20 protein-coding genes are annotated in these 24,227 nt (G+C 63.2%); 7 read left to right on the forward strand and 13 right to left on the reverse strand.

What is annotated here, in order from left to right; all coding sequences use genetic code 11:
* Positions 1-342 precede the first annotated feature (342 nt).
* The 5 genes from JQK15_RS20300 to fepB are packed head-to-tail and all read right to left on the reverse strand — an operon-like array spanning position 343 to position 5,525.
* Positions 343-1,641, reverse strand: a complete 1,299-nt coding sequence (locus tag JQK15_RS20300; RefSeq protein WP_214867292.1) for an NtaA/DmoA family FMN-dependent monooxygenase — start codon at positions 1,639-1,641, stop codon at positions 343-345.
* The gene (locus JQK15_RS20305; protein WP_353047234.1) at positions 1,638-2,459 is read right to left on the reverse strand and encodes an ABC transporter ATP-binding protein; all 822 of its coding nucleotides are present in this window, start codon (positions 2,457-2,459) and stop codon (positions 1,638-1,640) included. The genes JQK15_RS20300 and JQK15_RS20305 overlap by 4 nt, the downstream gene beginning before the upstream one ends.
* Complete coding sequence (locus JQK15_RS20310; RefSeq protein ID WP_214867294.1) at positions 2,456-3,511, reverse strand: FecCD family ABC transporter permease; 1,056 nt, start codon at positions 3,509-3,511, stop codon at positions 2,456-2,458. The genes JQK15_RS20305 and JQK15_RS20310 overlap by 4 nt, the downstream gene beginning before the upstream one ends.
* Entirely contained in the window at positions 3,508-4,539 is a 1,032-nt protein-coding gene (locus JQK15_RS20315; protein ID WP_214867296.1) for a FecCD family ABC transporter permease, read from the reverse strand. The genes JQK15_RS20310 and JQK15_RS20315 overlap by 4 nt, the downstream gene beginning before the upstream one ends.
* A complete protein-coding gene (gene fepB, locus JQK15_RS20320) occupies positions 4,536-5,525 on the reverse strand; it encodes a Fe2+-enterobactin ABC transporter substrate-binding protein (protein WP_353047235.1) in 990 nt (329 codons plus the stop codon). The genes JQK15_RS20315 and fepB overlap by 4 nt, the downstream gene beginning before the upstream one ends.
* A 176-nt stretch (positions 5,526-5,701) precedes the next feature.
* On the opposite strand from fepB, the gene JQK15_RS20325 reads away from it, so the two are divergent.
* Positions 5,702-6,682 carry a helix-turn-helix domain-containing protein gene (locus JQK15_RS20325; protein ID WP_214867300.1) on the forward strand — a complete coding sequence of 327 codons (981 nt, stop codon included), beginning with the start codon at positions 5,702-5,704 and terminating at the stop codon, positions 6,680-6,682.
* Positions 6,683-6,706: 24 nt separating this feature from the next.
* On the opposite strand, the gene JQK15_RS20330 is transcribed toward JQK15_RS20325, so the two are convergent.
* Positions 6,707-8,851, reverse strand: coding sequence for a TonB-dependent siderophore receptor (locus JQK15_RS20330; RefSeq protein ID WP_214867302.1), 2,145 nt, complete (start codon positions 8,849-8,851; stop codon positions 6,707-6,709).
* A 275-nt stretch (positions 8,852-9,126) separates the two neighbouring features.
* Between JQK15_RS20330 and JQK15_RS20335 the strand changes: the two genes are divergently transcribed.
* Positions 9,127-9,414 (forward strand): DUF2218 domain-containing protein, encoded by a 288-nt coding sequence (locus tag JQK15_RS20335; RefSeq protein WP_214867304.1) that lies wholly within the window; start codon positions 9,127-9,129, stop codon positions 9,412-9,414.
* Positions 9,415-10,111: 697 nt separating this feature from the next.
* Here JQK15_RS20335 and JQK15_RS20340 read toward each other — a convergent pair.
* Positions 10,112-10,999 carry a LysR family transcriptional regulator gene (locus JQK15_RS20340; RefSeq protein WP_214867306.1) on the reverse strand — a complete coding sequence of 296 codons (888 nt, stop codon included), beginning with the start codon at positions 10,997-10,999 and terminating at the stop codon, positions 10,112-10,114.
* Positions 11,000-11,096: 97 nt separating this feature from the next.
* On the opposite strand from JQK15_RS20340, the gene JQK15_RS20345 reads away from it, so the two are divergent.
* Complete coding sequence (locus JQK15_RS20345; protein WP_214867308.1) at positions 11,097-11,846, forward strand: sulfite exporter TauE/SafE family protein; 750 nt, start codon at positions 11,097-11,099, stop codon at positions 11,844-11,846.
* 17 nt (positions 11,847-11,863) lie between these two features.
* A complete protein-coding gene (locus tag JQK15_RS20350; protein WP_214867310.1) occupies positions 11,864-12,064 on the forward strand; it encodes a hypothetical protein in 201 nt (66 codons plus the stop codon).
* 304 nt (positions 12,065-12,368) lie between these two features.
* Here JQK15_RS20350 and JQK15_RS20355 read toward each other — a convergent pair whose 3' ends face one another.
* Complete coding sequence (locus tag JQK15_RS20355; protein WP_251007898.1) at positions 12,369-13,442, reverse strand: alpha/beta hydrolase; 1,074 nt, start codon at positions 13,440-13,442, stop codon at positions 12,369-12,371.
* Positions 13,443-13,459: 17 nt separating this feature from the next.
* Complete coding sequence (locus tag JQK15_RS20360) at positions 13,460-14,659, reverse strand: MFS transporter (RefSeq protein WP_214867312.1); 1,200 nt, start codon at positions 14,657-14,659, stop codon at positions 13,460-13,462.
* Positions 14,660-14,766: 107 nt separating this feature from the next.
* On the opposite strand from JQK15_RS20360, the gene JQK15_RS20365 reads away from it, so the two are divergent.
* On the forward strand, positions 14,767-15,666 hold the full coding sequence (locus JQK15_RS20365; RefSeq protein ID WP_214867314.1) for a LysR family transcriptional regulator: 900 nt from the start codon (positions 14,767-14,769) through the stop codon (positions 15,664-15,666).
* A gap of 256 nt (positions 15,667-15,922) precedes the next feature.
* Here JQK15_RS20365 and JQK15_RS20370 read toward each other — a convergent pair whose 3' ends face one another.
* The 4 genes from JQK15_RS20370 to JQK15_RS20385 are packed head-to-tail and all read right to left on the reverse strand — an operon-like array spanning position 15,923 to position 21,606.
* On the reverse strand, positions 15,923-17,188 hold the full coding sequence (locus JQK15_RS20370; RefSeq protein ID WP_251007899.1) for a TolC family outer membrane protein: 1,266 nt from the start codon (positions 17,186-17,188) through the stop codon (positions 15,923-15,925).
* The gene (locus tag JQK15_RS20375) at positions 17,181-19,601 is read right to left on the reverse strand and encodes an ABC transporter permease (RefSeq protein WP_214867317.1); all 2,421 of its coding nucleotides are present in this window, start codon (positions 19,599-19,601) and stop codon (positions 17,181-17,183) included. Before JQK15_RS20375 ends, JQK15_RS20370 begins: the two co-directional genes overlap by 8 nt.
* Positions 19,602-19,611: 10 nt before the next feature.
* Positions 19,612-20,289 carry an ABC transporter ATP-binding protein gene (locus JQK15_RS20380; protein WP_214867319.1) on the reverse strand — a complete coding sequence of 226 codons (678 nt, stop codon included), beginning with the start codon at positions 20,287-20,289 and terminating at the stop codon, positions 19,612-19,614.
* Positions 20,290-20,304: 15 nt separating this feature from the next.
* A complete protein-coding gene (locus JQK15_RS20385) occupies positions 20,305-21,606 on the reverse strand; it encodes an efflux RND transporter periplasmic adaptor subunit (RefSeq protein WP_251007900.1) in 1,302 nt (433 codons plus the stop codon).
* Between the two features lie 81 nt (positions 21,607-21,687).
* On the opposite strand from JQK15_RS20385, the gene JQK15_RS20390 reads away from it, so the two are divergent.
* Both JQK15_RS20390 and JQK15_RS20395 read left to right on the forward strand, forming a co-directional pair.
* Positions 21,688-22,929 (forward strand): sigma-54-dependent transcriptional regulator, encoded by a 1,242-nt coding sequence (locus JQK15_RS20390; RefSeq protein WP_353047236.1) that lies wholly within the window; start codon positions 21,688-21,690, stop codon positions 22,927-22,929.
* A 73-nt stretch (positions 22,930-23,002) separates the two neighbouring features.
* On the forward strand, positions 23,003-24,076 hold the full coding sequence (locus tag JQK15_RS20395; RefSeq protein ID WP_251007901.1) for a sensor histidine kinase: 1,074 nt from the start codon (positions 23,003-23,005) through the stop codon (positions 24,074-24,076).
* Positions 24,077-24,227: the final 151 nt, after the last annotated feature.

Consider the following 24,227-nt stretch of genomic DNA (forward strand, 5'->3'; position numbering starts at 1 on the left):
TCCGGGCGTGTTTTGCATCCAACTAGTGGAAACGGAAATCGTCGGGGCGTGAGTTGGATGCAGGATCGTCGAAGCTCATCTCCACGTCGTCGTCGACTATTATCACGCTTTTGGCACTGCGGCGCAGGGTGGGGCCTGAGACTTGCGAGAATGTGTCTCCATCTAACTGGAAGTGCTCAGGGCGTCCCCAAGTTGCCTCTGTTCCAAGCAGTGCATCACGCACATCGAACCGGTTCGCGAAGAGCGTAGGTCCGGTCCTCTACGGAAGACCGGACCTACGCTCGAGAACACCGAAATCACCGCGCCGTGAGCGGGGGTCAGTTTCTCAGTTCGACGAAGGGGTCAAACCCTCTGTTCGGTTGACAATCCTGATAGGTTGGATCGGAAGAGCCCACTCAATTGCAGGTTAGGCAATAGTTCGCCCAACAGCAGTGCCACTGAGCGATCAGACCCGCCGGGCAATGCGATGAAACCGTCAATCGCTCCCACATGTGCCCACCGCTCTATCTCGCGCACCGCATCGGCAGGCCGCCCTACGAAGAGCCAGTGCGCCGATCCTGCAACCTCGGGCCGAGAAAGAAGATCACCAACCGTTGGCGCATCGCGTGCGATCAGGCGGCGCAAAAGAGCTGCGTGCGTCCGGCTGCGCACGTTCCGGTCCTCATCCGGCAACATCTCCAGCGTGATCTTCTCGCCCTCCGGCATCGAGCTCACATCCAGACCAAGATTATCCGCGATCACGCGATATCTTCGGGCCTCGCCCAGACCCCGATGCGTTTCGGCAAACATATCCCGGGCTTCCGCCTCGCTGTCCGCAAGATAAAGGCTAAGCCCCGGCAGGACGCGCACGGCGTCGGGATCGCGTCCATGGCGCGCGGCACGTTTACGAATATCCTGGCGCAGTTCGATAGCTGCGGTCATGTCGGGCGTTGCGGCAAATACGCCATCGGCGACCCGAGCCGCGAAATCTCGTCCTTCATGCGAGGCGCCCGCCTGAAATAGCGGAATGCGTCTACCCGGGAATGCTGGCAGGTTGAGCGGCCCTTCGACCGTGAAGTGCGCGCTACGATGTCTGATCGGTCGGACCCGATCAGCATGCCCATAGAGTCCGTTGCCCCGATCATAGACCAGCGCCTCCGCCGGATAGCTCGACCACAGCGCCTGCACGACATCGATGAATTCGGCCGCCTGGGCATAGCGCTGGGCCGAAGACGGGAAGGGCTCGCTCCCGAAATTGCCGCTTCCGTCCATGGAGGTGACGATATTCCAGCCCGCCCGCCCATTGCTGAGCCAGTGGAGCGATTGTAGCTGCCGGGCGATGATATAGGGCGGGTAGAAACTGGTGGACGCGGTCGTCACAAGCCCGATGCGCTGGGTCTCGCGGGCGAGGGTGGCGAGAAGCAGCGTTGGATCCAGGCTGCTGAACCCTGGCGACTTGCTAAGTGCGCCGGGATCGAGGAACAGCGAATCCGGGCGGAACAGAAAATCGACCCCCGCCGCTTCCGCACGCCGGGCGATGTCGATGTAGAAGTCGCTCGAAAATATGTCCTCGACCCGGCTATCGGGTCTGCGCCACCCATTGCCGGTCAGCCAGGTGACCGCAAGGCTGAGTCCGACGCATAGCGGCGGTGTCGTCGTCATGCGTACGCCCCGGTCTGGCTACTGACGGGCACGACCATCGGCGCGCCAGTGACAGGATCGGGCATGACCAGCGAGTCCATGCCGAATATCTGCGCAATCCTCTCGCGCGTAAGCACAACTGCTGGCGTGCCAGTAGCGACGATAGCACCTGCCTTCATCGCGATCATATTGTCGGCATAGCGCGCCGCCAGATTGAGGTCGTGCAGCACCATTACCAGCGTTCGCCCTTTGGTCCGGTTGAGATGCCGGCACAGGTCGAGCAGCTCGAGCTGATGGGCGATGTCGAGATAGGTGGTCGGCTCGTCGAGCAGCACGAGCGGCGTATCCTGCGCGAGCGTCATCGCCAGCCAGACACGTTGGCGCTGTCCGCCCGAGAGGGCATGGACCGGACGATCGGCAAGATCGCTGATCCACGTGTCGGCCATCGCCGCATCGACCGCCCGTTCATCTTCTGGGGACCATTGGCGCAGCAGGCTCTGATGCGGATAGCGACCGCGCGAGACCAGATCGGCGACGCTTATGCCCTGCGGTGCGATCGATGATTGCGGCAGGAGCGCCATGGTGCGCGCCAGATCGCGCGCCTTCCAGTCCCGCAGGTCACGGCCATGGAGCAAAACACGGCCGGAAGAGGGGGCAAGCAGCCGGGACAGGGCGCGCAGCAGGGTCGATTTGCCGCAGGCGTTGGGGCCAACGATAATGCTGATCCGGCCGGCCGGAATGGCGATATCGAGACCATGCGTGATCTCGCGCGCATCATATCGCAGGGTCAGGCTCTCACCGCGCAGGATCGCGCTGTCGTCATGCATACTGGTCGTCACAATTCCCTCGATCGGGTAATGAGCCAGGCAAGATAGAGGCCGCCGATAAGACCGGTCACGCGACCGATCGGCAGCGTCGCCCCGAAGGACAGAGCCTGTGTCAGGACATCGGCGAGCATCAGCAGCACAGCGCCGGTGAGCGCGGCCGTCAGAACCGGCATATCCCCATCCCGCACCAGATTCCGCGCAATCTGAGGGGCGGCCAATGCGATGAAAGCGATCGGCCCGGCCGCGCCGGTCGCGAGCGCCGCCAGCACGACGGCGATGGCCATGGCGCCAAGGCGGCAACTCCCGACGCGAACGCCAAGCTGGCAGGCCATATCGTCGCCAAGCTCGATCATGCGGAGTGGTCGGGCGCACAGCATCGCCAGCGGTGTCAGGAGCAGGACGCCAAGGGCAACCGGCAACGCATGCCCCCAGTTGCGGGCACTAAGCGATCCGGCCAGCCACAGATTGGCCATGACCGCATTGTCGAGCTGTCCACGCGCCAGCAGCAGGCCGTTCAGAGCGGAGAGGACAGAGCCGACGCCGATCCCGATCAGCACCAGGCTTTGGCTCGCGACCGCACCATCACGAAGCGCAAGGAGATAGACAAGGATCGCCGTCAGCAGACCGCCGGTGACGGCGGCAGCCGCAACGGGAAGCGGCGATGCCCCGACAAGAACGATCCAGCCAATGGCGCCGGTCGCCGCTCCCGTGAGGAACCCGATGACATCGGGTGAGCCCAGCACATTGCGTGACACGGACTGGAAGATTGCCCCGGAGACGCCGAGTGCAGCGCCGGCTCCGCAAGCGGTGATGACGCGCGGCAGACGGATGCCGAGGATGATCCTGCTGGCTGCTTCGTCGTTCGAAGTCCCGGCGAGGATCGCGGCCACCTGCGCGAAGGGCACATCGATCCGGCCCATGGTGAGGGCCACAAGAGCCAGGATCAGAAGCATGAACAGCAGACCCGCTCCGAGCAGCAACGCTCTGGGCGACAGGATCAGCGACAGGCCGCCCGTACGCGAGACGATGCGCCTGCCATGGGCCGTGATTGGCGTGCCCGTCATGAATGGCCGAGCCTTCGCCCGCGCACCAGCGCGATGAAGAAAGGGCCGCCGATGAGTGCGATCATGATGCCGACACCGACTTCTCCGGGGCGCGCGACCATCCGTCCGGCCATGTCCGCCACGATCATCGTGCCGGCCGACAACAGCATCGCCCCGGGAAGGAGGCGGCGATGCGCTGTCCCTACGATCGCGCGCGCGGCATGCGGGGCAGTCAGGCCAAGGAAGGTGATCGGTCCAGCTGCGGCGGTGGCGGCTCCCGCAAGCAGAATCACTGCGAAGGCGGCCAGCGCCCACGTCCGGCCTGGATGGCTGCCCAGCGAGCGGGCCAGATCGTCGCCGAGCGCGACGGCGTCGAGCCTGCGGGCAAGTCCTGCCACGATCAGCAGTCCGGCGCCGATCGGCAGGGCGACCGCGCCAAGGGCGGCAAAGCCGCGCCCTTCGAGGGAGCCCACCGTCCAGTGCCGGAACTGGTCGAACACTTCGGCTTCGCTGTTGATCGTCACCATGTGGGTGAGAGCCAAGAACATGACCGTCAGCGCCGATCCGGCAAGCACCACCCGCACCGGATTCATGCCCTGGCGCACTCCGCCAAGCAGATAGACGGCCAGACCGGAAAGCGCTGCGCCCCCAAGGCCGAACCAGACGTAGGCACCAGCCTCGGCCTGTCCGAAGAAGGCGATGGCGATCGCGATGCCCGCGGCCGCGCCGGCATTGACGCCCAGGAGACCCGGGTCCGCGAGCGGATTGCGCGTCAGCGCCTGCATCACCACGCCGGCCGCGCCCAGCGCCGCGCCCACCAGAAGCGCTGCCAGAGCACGGGGGATGCGCAGATGCCGGACCAGAAGATGCCGGTTGTCGGCCGGATCGAACGCGGTCACGGCATCCCAAGCCTGCCCGGGCGACAGATCTTCCGCGCCGATGGCTATGCTTGCCGCCGCCAGCAACAGGACCCCGGCAATTCCGGCCACCAGCCAGAGCCCCTGGTGTTGATGCCGCAAGCGTTGATCGCTGACATTCGCATCCATCATTTCCCGAAGGTCTTGACGATACCGTCGACGATCTGGGTCGCGCTATAATAGTCGATCCGGAAGCTGTTGGCGCCCAGGCTCTGAACCTGTCGCGTGCGGACCGATGGCAGATTAGCAAGAACCGGATCGCCCAGAAACGCCGCAACGCGTTCGTCATTCGCGCGCAGCAGGAAGGTCGTCGCTGCGGTCAGCCGGGGCAGCATCTCATAGGGGGCCCAGACGAAGTCGCCCCGGGCCTCCGAGGCGGCGTGCCAGGCCGGATCCGGGTCTTCGACTGTGAAGCCAAGGCCGGAAAGGAGGCGGCCATGCGCGCCATTGGCGGTTGCGATCGGATTGGTCGTGCCCGATCCATTATAGCTGATGATGTTCACCTTACCCGCCGGCACGGCGATCTTTCCGCGAGCGTCCGCGACATAGCGGTCGAACGCGGCGATTCGCGCCGCCGCCTGCTTTTCGAGACTCGCTGCCTTGCCGAGCTGGATCGCCAGATCCTGCCAGGACTGGCTTCCATAATCGACCAATATGGTGGGCGCGATCGCCTGGAGCTCAGCGCGCTGCGCGAGAGCGGAATCGGCGCCGCCCGTCGAGACCACGATGAGGTCGGGCTCTACCGCAATGGCAGCCTCGATATCGACATCGCCGGCTGGCCAAATATTTTCGATGCCGCGCTCTTTCGCGACGCCCGCCCATTGGGGAAAATACTGACCATTGGCGGCAGAGGCGCTGGCGATCAGCGGCGCATCGATGGCAAGTAAGGTGCCGGTCACCGACGCAGCCGTAGAGAGAATGCGATGCGGTTTGGCAGGAATGTCGGTGACAGTACCGTCCGCATTGGTGAAGCGGATGCTTCTCTCACTCGGCGACGTCGAACCATCAGCACTTTTCCCGCACCCACCAAGGCCGCCGCCCAGGAGTGCGAGGCCGAAAGTCATAACCGCATGCCGACGCGTTACCGTCATTCCGTCCATCGCGGGATCAGCCTCCATCAATATGCTTGCACCGGCCACAGGGGGCGCTATTGTTGCGAATGAATCGCATTAAATGCGTTAGACCGGAAAGCGCAAGCCTGACGCCTATCGCGAGATGCGGGAATGCTATCGTGCAATCGCGGGGGTTTCGCGCACGGCTGTGCAGGATGCCTCCTGGACAAGGTGGGAATGTCATGCCTTCGACGGCCGCCGCGCTATCGGTCGCGGACGTTTTGAAACAGGCAGCGCAGCCGGTGCTGAACGCTAGCGATGTTGATATCGAGGGCGCAGGCCCCGAGCGAACCATCATCTCGGGCCAGCTGTTCTCGCGCGAGGTCCAGACTGGGCTCTACGTCAATATGCATGACGTCCTCTATCTGGGCGATTGTGCCTTCGATGCCCGCAAGGAACGATCTCTAAGCTGCGGCCTTCTCCTCGCGGGCGAAGTCGCGCCGATCGGCATCCGGGGATATGATCCCGTCATGCAGACACGCGGGCGACCATTCCTCTTCGGTCTCGGCCAAGCCACGCAATGCGACCGGCTCTGGCGCGCTGGTACCCGCAGCCGCGGCGCCGGGGTGACGCTGAACCCCGACTTTCTCGAGCGTTTTGGAGCGGATGTGGCCGACGACGGTCTTGCACTGCTCCATCAGTATTTGCAGCCCGGCTCGCGTTCGGCCGTGCTGCCCTCCTCGCGCGCGCTGACGCAGATAGCGGTACGCCTTCTCGATCACCCCTATCGCGGGCCGCTGGCGGCTCTGTTCCTGGAATCCAGCGCGCTGCAGTTCGTGCTCGAGATAGCGTTCCTGCTGCGCGATGAGGACAGGCTCGCCCGTCAACTCGGTCGTTTGCACCTTGGCCGGGTGACCGAGGCGCGCGAAATACTCGATGCGCGCCTGGCCGATCCGCCGAGTTCGCTGGAGCTCGCCCGACAGGTCGGCGTGAACCTCACCACCCTGCAGGAGAATTTCAAGACGGCTTACGGGATGACCTTGTTCGCCTATGTGCGGGTCGAAAGACTGAAGTTTGCGCGAGAACTCATCCTCGATCAGGGGCTCGGTATCGCTGAAGCGGGCTACCGCGTCGGCTTCGGTAGTCCGGCCGCCTTCACCGCCGCCTACCGCCGTCAGTTCGGGCATCCCCCATCGGCAGAGCGCGGCGCCATGCTCAATTGAGCGACGCCGCGCCCGGGCCAGAGGTTACCAGCTCAGCCTGATCGATCCGGTCAGTGTCCGGCCCGAGCCATAATAGCAGGCCGTCAGGGCTGAGCAGGTGGCGACATAGCGCTTGTTTGCAAGGTTGCTTCCGTTGATGGAAAGCAAGGCCTTCGCGCCGCCGATCTGCCCGAGATCGTAGCGGATCGCCGCGTCGAAGAGATGATAGGCGTCGATATGCAGGGTGTTGGCAAGATCACCATAGGTATCGTCGACATAGCGGGCGCCGGCGGCCAGGCTCAGGCCGGTCAGCGCGCCTTGCTGAAAACTATAGTCAAGCCAGAGAGAGCCCATCCAGTCTGGAACCCGGATCATCCGGTTGCCCTGGTTCGTCGTATCCCGCGTGACCTTGGAATCGAATACGGTCGCCGCCCCGATGACGCTGAAGCCCGGAAGCGGGGTTACACGGCCCTCGAGTTCGATGCCGCGGATGCGGACCTCGCCCGTCTGCACCTGGTAGGATTCGGTGCTCGTATTCTGCGGGTCGGCGGTGAGGACATTCTTCTGCCGCAGGTCGAACGCCGAAAGGGTGATCATGCCGTCGATCGTCCGGGGCTCATATTTGAGGCCGATTTCCCATTGATCGGCGGTGATCGCCTTGAAGGTGCTGCCGTCGCGCGCCGTGCCGATCGCGGGCTGGAACGACTGCGAGAAGCTGGCATAGGGCGACAGGCCGTTAGGGAAGGCATAGAGCAGGCCTACGCGGCCCGAAAAGGCTTCGTTCCGCGACCGGGTGGCCGCATTGTTCAGCGTGTTGAGCGAGTTGATCTTCGCCCAGTCGTAGCGGCCGCTCATGGTCAGTCGCCAATTGCCTGCCGCGATCTGGTCCTGGAGATAGGCGCCGCTCTGGCTGTCGGTCTCGCGCGTGCCGACCTGATTGACCAGCGTAGGCGCGAAATCATAATGCGTGTAGACGGGATCGTAGATGTCGATCTGGATCGCGGTCTGCGACACCGCCGCCTGCTTGCGCAGGAAATCCCACTTGGTCCGCTGCCAGTCGAAGCCCGCCAGCATGACATGCTCGATGCCGCCAGTGGCGAACCGGCCTTCGAGCCGCGTGTCGATAGTGTAGCCGTTGGAATCGCCTTCACCCTGGACCGCACGGCGCGGGAGAATGCGCCCGTTCGTCAGCGTATTCGGATTGGTGACGGTCTGCCCGCGCACGCCATAAACGACGGTGGCGCGATAGAGCGAGTCGACATGGGTGAAGCGCGCATTCTGGCTGAGCTTGAGCGCGTCGCTGAACTTGTGCTCGAACTGCCAGCCTGCCGACCAGACCGTACGATCATAAACGTTCCAGTCCGGTTCGCCGAGGAACGTACGGTTGTCGATATATCCCTCCGCCGCCGGGATCACCGATCCCTGATAGGGCAGGAATTGGAAGGTGCTGCCGCCGCTGTCTTCCTGGTAGAAGGCCTGCAGCGTGAGCTTCGTCCTCTCGCTCATCTCGAAGGCGACGCTTGGCGCCAGAAACCATTGCTGGTGATCGACATGTTCGAGTTGCGTGCCACCGTCCTTGAACAGGCCGACGAAGCGCGCCGAAACGCTGCCGCTCTCATTGGCCTGCCCGAGGTCGAAGGCGGCCTGGTATTTGCCATATTCGTCCGTCAGCAATTGCAGCACCTGCGGCTGCCCCGCTCGCGGCGTCTTGCTGATCTGGTTGACCATGCCGCCGGGCGCTAGCTGGCCATAGAGGACGCTCGACGGGCCTTTCAGCACCTCGACGCGCTCCATGTTCCAATTGTTATAGGCCGCGTGGTTCCAGCTCGAGGAACTGTCGGACGGCATCCGCAGTCCGTCGAGCATGATGTTGCTGGCAAATCCACCCGCATCGAAGCCGCGGATGTACATGTCGTCGATGCGGTTATCCATGCCCTGGCTTTCGGGTAGGACGCCGGCGACATAGCGGGTGGCTTCGTTAAGCGTCTGCACGCCGCGCGCGTCCAGTTCGTCGCGGGTGATGACAGACACCGATTGCGGCGTCTCGCGCGGCGGGGTGGTCGTCTTGGTCGATGCGTCGATCGTCTCGGCCGGACGATAGGCGTTCACGACGATGTCGGCCTCGTTGCTATCCTGCGCAACCGCCGGCGCCGCCGACATAAGCGCATAGGCCAGCAGGGAGCCAGCCAAGGCCGGCCGCTTCAGCCGGGTTGCTCCCCGAATGCTGGACATTGCTTTACGCGCGGATAGTCTCAAACCACTCATCTGAATCCCCTATTGCGAATGTTTTGCAATAGGGTGAAGGCCGATCACGCCGCAATGTGCGGAACTATCGCGAAATCCAAAATTTCTGTCGTGCGATCCAACCCGGGGACATCTGCTGTGGCGGTTTACTGAACTAGGATCTTACAGTGGCGACAAACGCGCGCGCCGGTGAGGCCGCTTGCTCAATTAGGAGATCGAAGATGGCCGAGAGCCATGTTACCATCGCGACGACGAATTCCAGACGATACCAAAGTCAGCTTTGCAAGCATTGGAGGCACAAACTCGACGTGGAAGGGCATGAAACCCATGCTATCGTGAGACTGCCGCGGGCGCTTCTGACTATGCATGCCGACGAAGCCGCTCTACAGGTTCACTTGCTAGCCGACGATGCGGATGGGCTGGAAGCCATGAAACATGTAGTGACCTCGCATCTCGATCGCTTCGCCTTTCGCGAGGCACCATTTGATTATCTGTGGAACGACGCCTGATAGCAAAACTCGCATAGGAAAGCTGGCGATTTGCAAATGGAATCCGCCTTCATATGCTCCAAAACTTTAACGCACAGTAGGGTGACCTATCGAGCCCGACTTGGAAACGCAGATATTTGGCCGCGTAAGCGTTTCAACCTGCTGCCGGCCCGATGCGGCCCATGACGTGTCGACTGATTCTGCGCTGGACCAGTGGTATCCTGATATCCGTATCTTAGCACTCAATCAGCGCCTCTGGGAGCAAGCAAAGAAATATCGCCCAGTAATGGCGATCACCCGGCAGATGCTGCCAAGCTCAATGCTGCACCCAAGGGCCATTATATCGGATTGTACCCGTGCGAATTGCATTCGAGCGTGTGCAGGACGAGCCGAAGTTACCTTTTGGTGGCGAGACTGGGTAGATACTGAATCGCCGGTCCATCGCCAAACTGACGCGCCGCCGCCTGAGCGAAGCGCTTTGTGTCGAGGGCCAGATCGAACGCACGAGCTAAGCAACCCATAAAAACTGCGCCCATCCCGGTCTTCGCGGCGCCTTATAACTTCTCTTGAAACCTGACCGGCAGGTTTGTGCGTGCGCTCATGCCGTTTGCTTCTTTGACCGGCTGTGATGGGTGGAAAACGGACAGGCAGGTTTCAGCTGAGGACCGGAGTTAACTGCCATCAGCGATCGTCCTGAAAACAATCGAGTTTCGGGACGCTATTTTGCAGGGTCGGAGAGGTGATCGAATAGTGCCTTCGCTGGCGGGGTAAGGTCGCTTTCATCACGTACACACAAAGACAAATGGCGCATTGTCCATTCGTCACGGAGCCTGGTGATCGCGATCCGCGTCGATCGCTGGCATCGTTTTGCCGCAGACTCGGGAATGATGCCAACGCCCGCGCCAGCGCCTGCCATCTGGCAAATGCCCTGGAAGTTACGAAGACGTATACGCATCTTCATCTTCGTACCCAACCGGGATGCTTGGTCTTCGATATGATCCTGCAAGGCACCGCCCGCCATGCCGATGAACTGATCGCCGAGAAGGTCGACGAACCGTGCCTGACGGTTTTGGATCAGCGGATGGTCTCTGGACGTTACGGCAACGAGGCGATCGACCGCAAAGGGCCGCATGGTCAGGCTACCCGTCTCGACTGCGCTCGACAGCACACCGATCTCGGCGAAGCCCGCGCCGACGCTTCTGGCGATTTCGCCGCTTTCACGCTCCTTCAGGTCGACATCTATCTGCGGATGCGTAGCCATCCAAGAGCCAAGCCGCTCGGGCAGAAACTCTGTGATGGCGGCGGTGTTCGCGAAGATGCGCACGGAAGCGCGTAACCCCTTCGCATATTGTCCTATGTCGCCCCGCATCTGTGCCATTTGGTGCAGGATCGTGCGAGCATGGTGTGCCAGCATTTCTCCGGCTTCGGTCGGTGCGATGCCACGACGCCCCCTGTTGAGCAGCGTCACTGCTCCGGTCGCTTCCATATCTCGAAGGCGTTCGCTAGCCGCCGGGAGCGACAAGCCGACTTCGGCTGCGCCGTGGGTGATGCTCCCGGCATCGACCACAGCCAAGAACAGCCGAAGGTCTGTCAGGTCGAATCGCATCGTGGCAACCTAGTGCATCCCGTGACTTCGGTACAGCCGAAGCCAGCCCTCGGGCCTTCCACATTGTGCGCGCGGATGTGACGGTTAGGTCTGCAGTATGTTCGATTATTCGCTCTCCCTCTTCGCCGCGATCGTCGCCACCTTTTTTGTGGCGGGCGTCGTGAAGGGCGTAACGGGCATGGGCCTGCCCACGGTGGCGATGGGCGTGCTGGGATCGCTGCTGTCGCCGCTCGCTGCCGCAGCCCTTCTGCTGGTGCCGTCGTTCGTGACCAACGTCTGGCAGCTTCTGGCCGGGCCTCGGTTCGCAATGCTAGTCCGCCGCCTTTGGCCGATGATGCTGACAATCGTGCTCGGTACCGTTTTTGGCTCGATGCTGCTGACCGGGGGGCAGACCGAACTCACGACGATTGGCCTCGGCGTTGCCCTCATCATCTACGCAGCATACACGCTACTCGCCAAACCACTTCATGTCTCGGCGAAATGGGAACCGTGGTTGTCGCCGGTGGTCGGCCTCGTCACCGGACTTGTGACGGGCGCGACGGGAGTATTCGTGATTCCGGCCGTGCCGTACATCCAGTCGCTCGACCTGGAGCGAGACTATCTGGTGCAGGCACTGGGCCTGTCCTTCACCATATCAACGATTGCCCTTGGCATCGGCTTGTTCTGGCATGACGCAGCTCCGGTCGGAAATCTCCTGACCTCGACGCTGGCTATTGTTCCCGCGTTGCTCGGAATGGCAGCCGGACAGGTGATCCGCGAACGGATCAGCGCCCAACTGTTTCGGCGGCTTTTCTTGATCTTCCTGCTGCTGCTCGGTCTGGAAATGGCCTTGCACGGGCTGCTCTGAAACAAGGGAGCGAAAGCATGGCAATGGCATTCAAGGATGTTGGTGTTCTATCGATTCTGCTGTGCCTCGACCTGCTGTGCCTGTCGGTCGCTGTTGGTAATCTTAGCATCGGGGCAGGCACTCAGAGAGGTTTGATGTGCCAAGACAACGGCGCGATCCGAATCCTACCGCCAAATGAGCAAACCGCTATGCTCAATGAAATGATGCTGCATGACTGATCCCGCAGCGGCGTAAACGGCTGCAACGCGTTGGGAATTCGCCCGAAAGCACCCGAGTCTGGGCGAATGTTCGACAAACAGATGCTTCCGCCAGCGTCCGTTTCTGTTCATCGCGGATTGCCCCAGAAACGACCGACTTGGGGCGGTTGCTGACGGGCTGCACCGGCGGTTAAATGTTTGTAAGTCCGATCGGCTGCTACGCGCCCATTCCGGTCGCTAATCTGAATGGGAGCCTTTCCCGAAAGCCGTCATTCTAGCATGCCTCGGCAGCTGAAGGGTGGGCATCATGCCCACCCTTCTCGTATCAAGCCACGAGGTGCTGTTTGAAGAACGCGGTCAGTTTATCGAATGGAATGATGTCCACCTGGTCGTAAAGGTCGGTGTGCGTGGCGTCCGGAATGATCATCAATTCCTTGGGCTCTGCTGCCGCCGCATAGGCCGTCTCGCTGAAGTAGCGCGAATGGGCGTTTTCGCCGTGGATGAGCAAGACCGGCCGGGGCGATATTTCCGCGATATAAGTGAGGATCGGCAGGTTCATGAACGACAGCGGCGTGGTGAGCGACCATGCGGCGTTCGAGTTGATCGCACGCGGATGGAAGCCGCGTTTGGTCTTGTAGTAGGCCGCATATTGCACGACGAACTCCGGCTCGCCGCCCTTCAGTTCCAGCGAGACCGGGCCGTAAGCAGGGCTGCCCTTCTCGGCGTCGGTCCAGCGCTGCCGGCTCATTTGCTCCAGCGCCTCGGTACGCTGTTGCGGGGTCGTACTGTCATTGTAGCCCTTCGACATGACCCGGGTCATGTCGTACATCGTGCTGGCGACGACGGCCTTGATCCGCTTATCAATTGCGGCGGTGCTGAGTGCCATGCCACCCCAACCGCAGATGCCGATGACGCCGATCCGTTCGCGATCGATCTCCGGTCGCAGCCCGATGAAATCGACGGCCGCGCTGAAATCTTCCGTGTTGATGTCAGGCGATGCGACGTTACGCGGTTCACCGCCGCTCTCGCCGGTGTAGGAAGGGTCGAAGGCCAGGGTCGCGAAGCCGCGCGCAGCCATGGTCTGGGCATAGAGACCAGAGGACTGCTCCTTCACGGCACCGAAAGGCCCGCTGACCACGATTGCCGCGAGCTTGCCCGTCCCGCGCTCCTTGGGGAGGTACAGATCCGCGGCGAGAGTGATACCGTAGCGGTTCTTGAACGAGACCTTCTGGTGATCGACGGCTTTGCTGCGTGGGAACGTCTTGTCCCAATCCTGTGTCATACTTGGTGCCTTTGCTGAGGAAATGTCGGGGATCGAAAGAGTGCCGAGGGTGACAAGGCCGGCAGCGCCGGCCTTCAGCACACCGCGGCGCTCGAATGAGAAGGATCGGTCGGTCATGGCGAGGCTCTCCCTGGTCAGGCGGGTTGTTCGGTGAAGCTCGGCGTGACGCCGATGCGTGATGTGACGATTGCCAGCAGCGAGGCGACCATGAGGAGACCAGCGGCGAGGCTGAATGGACCACGATAGCCCCAGGCGTCGAACAGCGTGCCGCCGACAATCGCGCCCAGCATGATCGCAAGCTGGATGATCGCGACCATCAGCCCGCCGCCGGCCTCCGCCTCGTGCGGCATGGTTTTGCTGAGCCAGGTCCACCATCCGACCGGCGCGGCCGTTGCCAGCAGGCCCCACAGGGTCAGCAGCAGACCGACGTTCAGCGGGGTGCCGTCGATTTCGACGAGCGTTATGGCGATGACCGCCATTATGGCGGGAATGGTGATCAGCAGACTGTAGAGCTGCGACTTGAGCAGCCAGCCGATCACGATCGTGCCGACAAAGCCCGCAACGCCGAGCGCCAGCAACATGCCCGAGATCAGCGGTGCGTCGTTACCCGTCACCAGGTCCAGGAACGGGCGCAGATAGGTGAATAGGGTGAACTGGCCGAAGAAGAACAGCGACACAGCGACCATGCCAATGGCGAACTTGCGATGCTTCAGCAGAGCGAATACGTCGCGCGCGCGGATTGTCGCCTTTTCAGGTGGCAAGGCGGGAAGGCTGCGCCACTGCCACAGCAAAGCGATGACGGCGAGCGGCACTACGCAGAAGAAGGCGCCGCGCCAGCCGATCAGGCCGCCGAGCAGGCTACCGATCGGCGCGCCCAATGTGGTCGCTACCGCATTGCCGCCATTGAGCAGGGCCAGCGCCTTGGGGACTGACTCCTCGGGCACAAGGCGCATGACGATCGCCGCCGATATCGACCAGAAGCCGCCAATCGCGACGCCGAGCAGGGCGCGTCCTGCCATTAGTAACGGGGCATTGGGCGCGAGTGCGACCATCACGCCCGACACGACCATCAGCGCAGTAAAGATTAGCACGACGCGGCGCCGGTCCGACACGCCGATAATCGCCGAGATGAACAGGCTGGTGACAAGCGCGAAGAAGCCGGAGATGGAGATCGACTGTCCGGCATGCCCCTCGGTGATCGCGAGATCGCGCGCGATCGGGGTCAACAGGCTGACCGGCATGAATTCCGATGCAATCAATATCGTGGCGCACAGCGCCATTGCGATCACCGCTCCCCAGGCGGGCGCAGTCGTGGCTTTGCCGGATGCCGGCATGGACTACCTCATTCTTCTCTGATGAATTCCTTCTCCGCTATCTAGCTCGCGCGCCGATCCATTATTAGAGGTATAAGTCTTCTGATAATCAGTAGGGATTGTAATCAATGGCGCGGGACACGCTGAGTGACATCACCGCCTTCGTGGCAGTGGCGCGCGAGCGCGGCTTCACCAAGGCAGCCGGTAAGCTCGGCCTTTCCCAGTCCGCGATAAGCCAGATCGTCAAGAAGCTGGAGGATCGGCTCGGCGTTCAGTTGCTGGTTCGCACGACCCGTAGCGTGGCCCCGACCGAGATCGGCGAGCGGCTGCTCCAGAAGGTGAGCCCCTATCTGGACGGGATCGAGGCGGAACTGGCCGCCGTCAACGAAACGCGGGACCGGCCCGCGGGCAAGATCCGTATCAGCGCATCGGACCACGCGATCAACGAGCTTCTACTGCCGAAGCTGTCCGATTTCATGAGGGACTATCCCGATGTGAAGGTCGAGATGATCACCGATTACGGTCTGATCGACATCATCAGCGAACGCTACGATGCCGGTGTGCGCTACGGTGAAACTCTTGCCAAGGACATGATCGCCGTGCGAATCGGGCCCGACGCACGCATGGTGGCGGTCGGATCGCCGGCCTATTTCGAGCGCTATGGTCGACCCAAAAGTCCGTCCGATCTGCAATCACACAATTGCATCGGATTGCGCCAATCCTCCGGTCGCCTTTACGCATGGGAATTGCAGCGGAAGGGCGAGGCGGAGATTAAGGTGCAGGTCAGCGGGCAGTTGATCTTCAACAACAGCTATTCCTGCCTCAGCGCAGCCGTGGCGGGACTTGGCCTCGCCTTCATCCCACAGGATCTGGCCGAAGCGTATCTACAGGCTGGAAGGCTCGAAATCGTGTTGGACGAATGGAGCCTGCCGTTCCCAGGCTTCTACCTTTACTACCCGACTGTCACCCAGCCATCGCCCGCCTTCTCGCTGCTGGTTGAGGCACTCCGATATCATTGGCCACGATGACCTTGAACAGCTGAATGACTGGCATTTGTCGAGGTCAGCAGGGGCAGCAACGCGCCCATTCAAGCCGTTCGACGGAGATCATGGCGAACAGATGAGCGGACATTCTGCTTAAGACCGTGGCTGGGACATAGTGGCCGTTGCGGCCAACGGTCACGAAGCGCAATTTTCAGGTCGTACCTCGCCAATCACGTTGCTCAGTTCTGAGTGAAAAAATCAATTTCTTCTGAAGTTTGGATCATCATCGATACCATTGTGTTCAGCGGTATGTGGTTCCGTCCAGCCTGCCTGTCGCGCGCAGCATGGCGGCCTGGGCAACCAGGAGATCGGACCGAGCCATGGCTACGGCAAGCTCCGCAGCGCGGAAGCCTTGGTCGGCAACGAGAATATCAACAGTGGAGCGCAAGCCGAAGCTATATTCGGCCCTGACGCCCTTTAGCGCGAGATCGGCGGCGGCAAGTCCCTCTATGTTGGCGCGTAGGCGGCTGCGGGCGGCGTTCAGCATGGCCCATGCGGTGTCGGCACTGCGCAAGGCATCACGCTCGGCGGCATCGGCCAGGAACCGCTCCGCACGGTTGTTCGCTTCCGCCTGCCGGATCCGCGAGGAGACGAGGCCGCCGGTCAGCAAGGGCACGCGCAGGGTCATCCCGACCTTTCCGGCGCCTGCGAAATCATGCAGGCTTCCGCCCGAAAGCCTTTCGCCACGTCCATAGGCGCCGCCGAGGTCAAGCGAGGGGGCTCCCTCAGCCCGCGCGCGCTCGATCCTTGCGCGTGAGGCTTCGACAGAAAGGCGCTGCTGGAGCAGCATCGGATTGGCCGTTTCCGCGGCCTGGCGTGCCTCGTCCCGGCTTGTCGGAAGCGCGGCAGGCGGCGGGACTTCGGCCGTGAGCGTACCGGCATCACGACCTACCGCTGCCCGATAGGTCGCCGCTGCCGTGGCGAGCGCGCCTTCGGCATCGGCAAGGTTGGCGTCGATGGTGGAGCGCTGCGCTTCGAGTTGCGCCACGTCGGTACGGGTCGCCTGCCCGAGATCGTAGCGTGCGCGGGTTTCCGCCACTTGCGTGTTGAGTCGCTCAATACCGACCCGCGCCACTTCCACCGCCTGCTGGTTGTAGAGCAGTGCGGCGTACGCGGAGACGACCCCTTGCAGGATCGCCGCTTCGGTGTCGCGCAGCCCTTCCTCTCCGGCAGCGACATCGCCATTGGCAGCGCGCACGGCCGAGGAGACCCGGCCGCCGGTCCAGATCGGCAGGGCGACGTTCGCGGTCAGCGAAGCCGCCTTACCGTAGCCCTGACGGTCGTAACCTCCATCGCCGTCGATCGACAGTGTGGGCCGTGCCAGTGCGCGCTCTTGCTCGGGCGTTTCGGCGAGGGCTTCTTGCCGTGCGCGTGCGGCGGCAAGCTGCGGGTTGCTCTCGTAAGCCGCGGCGATTGCCTCGCCGAGGGTTTCGGCAGAGGCCGGAGAGGCCAGCAGCAGGGCGGTGACCATCCATGCCGCTCGCTTATTCAGCACCCGTTTATTCATGACGGAGCGCCCAGGCCGGAGCCGCACGGCTGGCGCGTAGCGACTGTCCAAGCACCGTCAGCACTGCAATCACCGTCGCCAGCAGGCTGCCGCCGATGAAGAAGAGCGGCGAAAGCGCAATGCGGTCGTCGAACCCCGTCAGCCAGGTCCGCATCGCCACGAAGGCCAGCGGCCAGGCGAGCAGGTTGGCCAGCAGCACCGGGCGCAGGAACTGGCCGACCAGCAGCCTGGCGATATCGCCGGAGGAAGCACCGAGAGTCTTGCGGATGCCGATTTCCTTGATCCGCATCTGGGTGTTGTAGGAGGCCAGCCCCCAAAGCCCGACGCAGCCGATCAGCACGGCAAGGCCTGCACCGATGGCGAAGAGCCGCGTGGCGCGGTCGTCCGCCTCGTAGAACTTGGTGAGCTGGGTGTCGGCGGTTTGCGCCTCGAACGGCACTTGCGGCACTGTGCGCTGCCAGATCGTGCGCACGGCATCCATCGTCGCACGGGGATTGCCGGTGAAGCGGATCGAGGCGACGGCCGTGCTCGCACGCTCCGCTTCGCGATAATAGATGTAGTAGCTGGCGCTGGTGGGTTCACGGGGGGAGAAGAAGCGCATGTCCTCGACCACGCCGATGATCGTGCGCGGTCGGCTGCCGCCGACGGTTTTGCCCACCGCGTCTTCCGGCGATCGGAAGCCGAGCGTCGATACCGCGCGGCGGTTGATGACGATGTTGACCACCTTGGATGCATTACGGCCCAAGGAGTCATCTTCCCGGTGGGCATCTTCGAACACGCGGCCGGCAAGAAGGCGGGTACCGTAGGCTTTGAAGAAGTCGGGACCGGTGACGATCCAGCGCAGGGAAGGTCCATCGCCTGCAACGCCCGGCAGGGGGACGTTATCGGCATTGTCTTCACCGCTGCCGCCAACGGCATTGTTGCCGATCGCCACGGTACGGACAGATGGCAACTCGCGGATGGCGGAAACGACCGCGCGGGTCTGGGCGCTGGAGACGAGGTTGTCGCGGGTGGAGAGCAGCACCATCAGCCCATCGCGCCGGAAGCCGAGGTCGGATTGCCGGACATGGCGGGTCTGCGCGACCAGCACGCCGGTACCGACCATGAAAGCGATGGCAAGGCCGAACTGGAGCACGACCAGCCCTTCACGAACGCGGGTGCCGACACGCCCGCCGCCGGGCGAACGGGCAGAAGCAAGTACGCTGTCGGCCGGAAAGCGGGACAGCAGCAGCGCCGGGTAGAAACCTGCGAGAAGGCCGACGATCAGAGTGAGTACCACCAGCGCGGGCACCACCAGTGCATAGGGGATCGTCAGCGAGAGACCGCCAGCGGCGTTCACCAGCGGCAGGCTCAATTCGGCAAGAATGAGCCCGATGAGGGCGGCGATGCCCACCGTGAACATCGCTTCGCCCAAAAACTGGCGCACCAGTGCCAGCCGGTCTGCGCCAAGAACCTTGCGCATGGCGACTTCTCGGGCGCGCAGGTTGGCGCGCGCCGTCGCGAGATTGACATAGTTCACGATCGCCACCAGCAGCGTCAGCAATCCGACGATCCCGAGCGTGATGACCGTGATCTTCGCGCTGGCGCTAGCCGAACCGGCCGGCTCCAGATGCATCCGGGTGAGCGGGAGCAGCTTGAGTTGGTGAACCTTGGAGGCCTCCTTGCCCATATCGGCAAGGGCGCGCCGGTCGACGAAGGATGGCAGCTTCTGCTCGAATGCGCGCGCGGCCTGCGGAGTATCGAAACGCAAGAATGTCTGGAGAGAGGTGCTTCCCCAGTGAAACCACTGCCTCGATGGGGGTGTAGAGGGCAACGGTAGCAGCAGCGAAATCTTGAAATCGCTGTTCTTGGGCATATCGCGGAACACGCCGGCGACGCGGTAATTGGCGGTCTTGTCCACCGCGATGGTCAGCGTCTGGCCGATTGGATCGCTCGTCCCGAAATACTGGCGGGCCAGCGTCTCGCTGATCAGCATATTGGCGGGCTGGCGCAAGGCCGTGCCGCTGCCGCGCACCATCGGCAGATCGAACACCTCGAAGAACTGCGGGTCCACTTGCGCGACATCGGCCGGTACGGCAACGCCGCCGCGAATGACGGTGCCGCCGTTCCTGCCGCCCCTTATGCGAGTGCCGACAACACCGGGAAAGTCCTCGCGCATCTGTTCGAGCAGGCCGCCCATCGTATAGGGATAGGCACCGTTGAATGGGCTTTTCGGCATGTTCCACACGGTCTGCACCACGTAGATGCCGGCATGCCGGGGCAGCCATTTCTCGTAGCTGGTCTCGAACCGGGCATAGAGGCCGAGGACGAGGAACACCGCGATCCCCACCGCCAGTCCGCCGACATTGAGCGCGGCATAGAGCTTGTGGCGGGTGAGCGAACGGTAAAGCGAAAGCAGGGCGAAGCGGTTCATCGGTTACCCCTCAGATCGACCGCATCGCCGAGGCGACGATGCGCCCGTCGAGCATGTCGATGCGGCGCTTTGCCATGTCGGCATGGCTGGGCGAGTGGGTGACCATGACGATGGTCGCGCCTTCGTCGTTGAGGGCCTGAAGGATGTTCATCACCTGCTCGCCATTGGCGGTATCGAGGTTGCCGGTCGGTTCGTCCGCGAGGATCAGCTTGGGGTCGCCGACGATGGCGCGGGCGATCGCTGCGCGCTGCTGTTGGCCGCCGGAAAGCTGGTGCGGGAAATGGCGCGCGCGGTGGGCGATGCCGACTTTGTCCATCGCCGCCGAAACCCGTGCGCGGCGGTCTCCGCCATTCGGGCGGTAGGCGAGGCCGAGGGCGACGTTTTCCTCGATGGTCAGTTCGTCGATCAGGTTGAAACTCTGGAACACGAAGCCGAGCGTTGAGCCGCGAAACTTCGCAAGGTCCTTCTCGCCCATCGCGGCCAGGTCCTGATCGCCGAACAGATAGCGGCCGCCCGTGGGCCGGTCGACCGTACCCAACGTGTTGAGCAGGGTGGACTTGCCGCAGCCCGAAGGCCCCATGATGGCGAGGAATTCGCCAGCGGCCACCTCAAGGTCGATATCGCGAAGCGCGGTCGTCTCCACTTCGTCGGAGACATAGCGGCGCTGGATATTTTCCAGACGGATCATGAGCATGGTTCCCTGTTAGCGGAGATTGAGCATGTCGCCGGTGACCGACGAAGTATTCGAAGTGACGATGCGTTCGCCCGGTTGGAGGCCGGATAGGATTTCGACCTGTTCGGGATTGCGGCGGCCGGTCTTCACGGCGCGGCGGCGGGCATGGGCGCCATCGGCGTCGAGCACGAAGACCGAGGTGCCGCCGCCCGCTTCCAGCCAGCCACCGACCGGAGCGACCAACGCAGGCGCTGTGCTGCCCAGAGTGATGCGGATATCGAGCGTCTGCCCGCGATTGAGCCCCGCGGGCGGCGCACCCGCGAAGTCCAGCTCCGTGCGGAAACGGCCGTCGTTCACGGCAGGAAGGACTTTCGAAACGGTCAGGCGGGCACCGTCCACGGCGGCCTTCTGGCCCACGGTCACGCGGCGCAAGTAGTATTCGTCGACATCGGCGGTCAGCTTCCACGAGCCTTCGCTATCGACCTGCCCGGCCGGATCGCCCGGCTTCAGCGCCTGTCCGGGCTGGATCGTGAAGTTGGTGAGGCGGCCGCCCATCGGCGCGCTGATCGTCAGTGCATCGAGACTGGCGCGCACGGCGGCGAGATTGCTTTCCAGCCTGCCGCGCGTGTCGTTGAGCCGGGCACCCTGCGTGGCAGTGATGCCCGCCTCCCGCGCGCTGCCCGATTGCAGCTGGGCAAGCCGCTTCTGCTGGTAGGCGGCCTCTTCGGCATAGCTGCGCACCCCGGCGTCAGAGAGATAGCCCTGATCGTAAAGCTGCTGGCGGATCGCCAGTTCGCGGCGCGCCTTGATGAGATCGTAATTGGCCTGCGCGACTTGTCCGGCGCGGTCGATGCTGTTGCGCTCGATGCCGAGGTTCTCGCCCGCCACGCCGCCAAGCTGGCTGGCGATCTGCGCCTCGCGGGTGAGTACGTCGAGCCGCAGCTCTGGGTTGGCCAGCGTGGCCAGCGGCTGGCCTTCGGAGACCATGACACCGTCCTGCACAAGCAGTTTCTCGACCTGCCCGCCCGAGAGCACGCCGACCAGCGTGGTGACTTTCGGTGCGACTATCGCGCGCACAGGCAGATAATCGGCGAAAGGCGCGCGGCTGACCATGCCGGTCTCGATCTGCGCGGCGGCGATATCGGTCGACCCGCTGGCCGGCAGCAGCCGCCAGAGCAGGACGGCAGCCACCGCGCCCCCGGCAATCGCCAGAACCGCAGGCCGACGCCATAGCGGCGCGCGGCGGCGTTCGACTTTGCGATCCATCTCCGCGCCGGGGGAAACGGTTGCATGTGCGGGCTGTTCGGTCATCATGGGGACAGTGTCGCTCATCTCCGCCGGAAAGCCTAAACGTCGATGAATGCTGGAGTTTTTGAAGATATCGGTTCCGGTGACCGTCCGGCGGTGGACACAGTGTCCGCAAATGGACAGTCGGGTAGCCTGTCAAGCGATGGTGCGATCCTGCTGGTCGATGACAACCCCGCCGTTGCCGGGGCCATGGAAATCGCTTTCCGCATGGCGGGACGACGGCTCGAGACTGCCGGTGGACCGGAAGAGGCGCTCTCGCGTCTGGCCAGTCGGCGCTTCGATGCGATCCTGCTCGACATGAATTTCTCCCCCGGCCAGTCGAGCGGAGAGGAGGGACTGGCCTTGCTCACGCGGATCATGGCGGACGATCCGGCGGCCTGTGTAATCGTTATCACCGCGCACAGTGGCATCCGGATCGCGGTTGCGGCGATGCAGGCCGGGGCGCGGGACTTTGCGATGAAGCCATGGCGGAACAGTGAACTCTTGGCCAAAGTGGAGGCTGCCATTGCGCGCGAGGCGCCTGCGGGGCCGGTTTCGGCTTCCGCCGCGGTCGATGTAGAACCTGTCCGCCTGCTGGGTGAAAGCACGGCGATGCAGGCCCTGCGCGAGCTTGTCCGCCGCATTGCGTCGACGCCTGCCGGGGTGACGGTGACCGGGACCTCCGGCAGCGGACGTATGCTGACGGCGATGGCGGTTCATGCCGCATCGGGGCAAGGTGAGGGCGAGCCGCCGAGGATCGATCTGCGCGATGAGAGCGCATGGGGGCGCTTGCAGGACAGCTCCGGCACCGTGATCCTGCGTCATCCTGACAAGCTGAGCGAAGTGGCGCAGGCGCGTTTGCTGGATCGCCTGTCGCCCTCCATCCGCTGTATTGCGATTGCCGACGATCTTGCCGCACTGACGCCGGCCTTGCGACGGCGGATCGCGACCGTCGAAATCGCGGTGCCGCCGCTCGCCCGGCGGGAGGGCGATGGTATCCTGCTCGCCCGGCACTTTGCACGCATGGCGGCGGAGCGGTTCGCTCGTCCGACGCCCCGGCTGACGGCCGCTGCCGAAGAGGCGATCCGTGCGACCGTGTGGGATGATGAAGTGCGCGGTCTTGCTCTGGCGATCGAGCGTGCGGTGCTGCTGGCGGAAGATGGCACGATCGATGTGGCGGCGCTGGCATTGCCGGTGCCGCAGGTCGCCGTGGGAACGGTGGAAACCAGCTTCGACCTTACCGATGCCGAGAAGGCGATGATCGACGCCGCCTTGCGCGAACATCGCCATAACGTGACGCATGCCGCCACCGCTCTGGGTCTCAGCCGAGGCGCGCTCTATCGCCGAATGGCGCGCTATGGGCTCTAGATGGCGCGCGGTCCTGACCGGGATCGCGCTTGCGCTCAGCGGATTGGTGGCAAGCGAGGCCTGGCACCGAGGCATGTGGGGCACGATGACCGGAGCCGGGCTGGTCGCCGCCTGGATCGTGCTGCTCCATGCTTGGCGTTCCGGCCTGGATAGCGTGCCTGCAAGCAAGGCAGCTCCGGCTCCGGCTGGGCAAATCGGCTCGCATCGTCTGCTGCTCGATGCCGCCCCCACGCCGATGCTCGCCGTTGAGGGTGGCAGTGCGCGAGCGCTGAACCGGGCAGCGCGGCAGCTTTTCGCGACCGACGACAAAGTGCTGCCCATGCCGACCGCGCTGGCCGAGGGCGATGTGAGCCATTTCCGCCATGAAGGGCGTAGCTGGCGGATCGATCGGGTGCAGCTCGCGGCCGAAAACCGCGCCGTGATCACCCTGATCGATATCGAGCAGGAGGAACGCGCGGCCGAAGCGCGCGCTACTGCCGAAATGATCCAGGTGCTCGGCCACGAACTGTTGAATGGGCTGGCACCGATCGTCTCGTTGGCGGATAGCGGGCTGGTCGCAATCGACAATTCAAATCCCGACATGCTGCTGCTTCGTGAGATACTCGGCACCCTGACCCGGCAAGCAGAAGGGCTTCAGCGGTTCGTCGAAGCCTATCGCACTTTGGCGCGTCTGCCTGCGCCTCAGCTCTGTCTCATCCCGGTCGAGCAGCTCATCGCAGATCTCATGCGTCTTTTCGCAGGGCGTTGGCCGCAGGTCGCGATTTCGGTCGACGTCGACGAAGATCTTTCCTGGCCGATGGACCGCGATCAGATCAGCCAGGCCCTGTGGGCGCTGATCCAGAACGCGGCGGAAGCGGCGAGCGCCGATCGCGGTGCCGATGCCAGGATCGAGATAGCCGTTTTCTCTCGCGATCAAAGCCTCGCCTTCGAAGTCCGCGATAACGGCAATGGCATTATGCCCGGCCATGAAGCGCTTGTATTTCGGGCGTTCCACACGACGAAACCCGAGGGCACAGGGATCGGTCTCAGCCTTGCTCGGCAGATCGCTCATGCTCATGGCGGAACACTCTCAAGCCATAGGTCCGCTTATACGGTATTTAGTTTGCTATTGCCCAGGAAAGGTCGTGATCTCGGGGTCTCGTATTGAGCCATTAGTGGCAAAAGGGAGTACCTTGAACAGCAACACCGGACGCTGACAGACGCAGCTCAGAAAGACCGGGTCGGCTGCCGAGTAGCGCGAGCGTCAGCTATCCTCGCGAGCTGGCTCCGATCCGGACATTCGCCTAACGGCCAGATCC

The sequence above is a fragment of the Sphingobium sp. BHU LFT2 genome (assembly GCF_018604485.1).
GTDB classification, from domain to species: Bacteria; Pseudomonadota; Alphaproteobacteria; order Sphingomonadales; family Sphingomonadaceae; genus Sphingobium; species Sphingobium yanoikuyae_A.

Coding starts and splice junctions, on each gene's coding strand:
- JQK15_RS20300 (WP_214867292.1), bottom strand. CDS start 1,641: ATGACGACGACACCGCCGCTATGCGTCGGACTCAGCCTTGCGGTCACC.
- JQK15_RS20310 (WP_214867294.1), bottom strand. CDS start 3,511: ATGACGGGCACGCCAATCACGGCCCATGGCAGGCGCATCGTCTCGCGT.
- JQK15_RS20315 (WP_214867296.1), bottom strand. CDS start 4,539: ATGATGGATGCGAATGTCAGCGATCAACGCTTGCGGCATCAACACCAG.
- fepB (WP_353047235.1), bottom strand. CDS start 5,525: ATGGAGGCTGATCCCGCGATGGACGGAATGACGGTAACGCGTCGGCAT.
- JQK15_RS20325 (WP_214867300.1), top strand. CDS start 5,702: ATGCCTTCGACGGCCGCCGCGCTATCGGTCGCGGACGTTTTGAAACAG.
- JQK15_RS20335 (WP_214867304.1), top strand. CDS start 9,127: ATGGCCGAGAGCCATGTTACCATCGCGACGACGAATTCCAGACGATAC.
- JQK15_RS20340 (WP_214867306.1), bottom strand. CDS start 10,999: ATGCGATTCGACCTGACAGACCTTCGGCTGTTCTTGGCTGTGGTCGAT.
- JQK15_RS20345 (WP_214867308.1), top strand. CDS start 11,097: ATGTTCGATTATTCGCTCTCCCTCTTCGCCGCGATCGTCGCCACCTTT.
- JQK15_RS20350 (WP_214867310.1), top strand. CDS start 11,864: ATGGCAATGGCATTCAAGGATGTTGGTGTTCTATCGATTCTGCTGTGC.
- JQK15_RS20355 (WP_251007898.1), bottom strand. CDS start 13,442: ATGACCGACCGATCCTTCTCATTCGAGCGCCGCGGTGTGCTGAAGGCC.
- JQK15_RS20360 (WP_214867312.1), bottom strand. CDS start 14,659: ATGCCGGCATCCGGCAAAGCCACGACTGCGCCCGCCTGGGGAGCGGTG.
- JQK15_RS20365 (WP_214867314.1), top strand. CDS start 14,767: ATGGCGCGGGACACGCTGAGTGACATCACCGCCTTCGTGGCAGTGGCG.
- JQK15_RS20370 (WP_251007899.1), bottom strand. CDS start 17,188: ATGAATAAACGGGTGCTGAATAAGCGAGCGGCATGGATGGTCACCGCC.
- JQK15_RS20375 (WP_214867317.1), bottom strand. CDS start 19,601: ATGAACCGCTTCGCCCTGCTTTCGCTTTACCGTTCGCTCACCCGCCAC.
- JQK15_RS20380 (WP_214867319.1), bottom strand. CDS start 20,289: ATGATCCGTCTGGAAAATATCCAGCGCCGCTATGTCTCCGACGAAGTG.
- JQK15_RS20385 (WP_251007900.1), bottom strand. CDS start 21,606: ATGAGCGACACTGTCCCCATGATGACCGAACAGCCCGCACATGCAACC.
- JQK15_RS20395 (WP_251007901.1), top strand. CDS start 23,003: ATGTGGGGCACGATGACCGGAGCCGGGCTGGTCGCCGCCTGGATCGTG.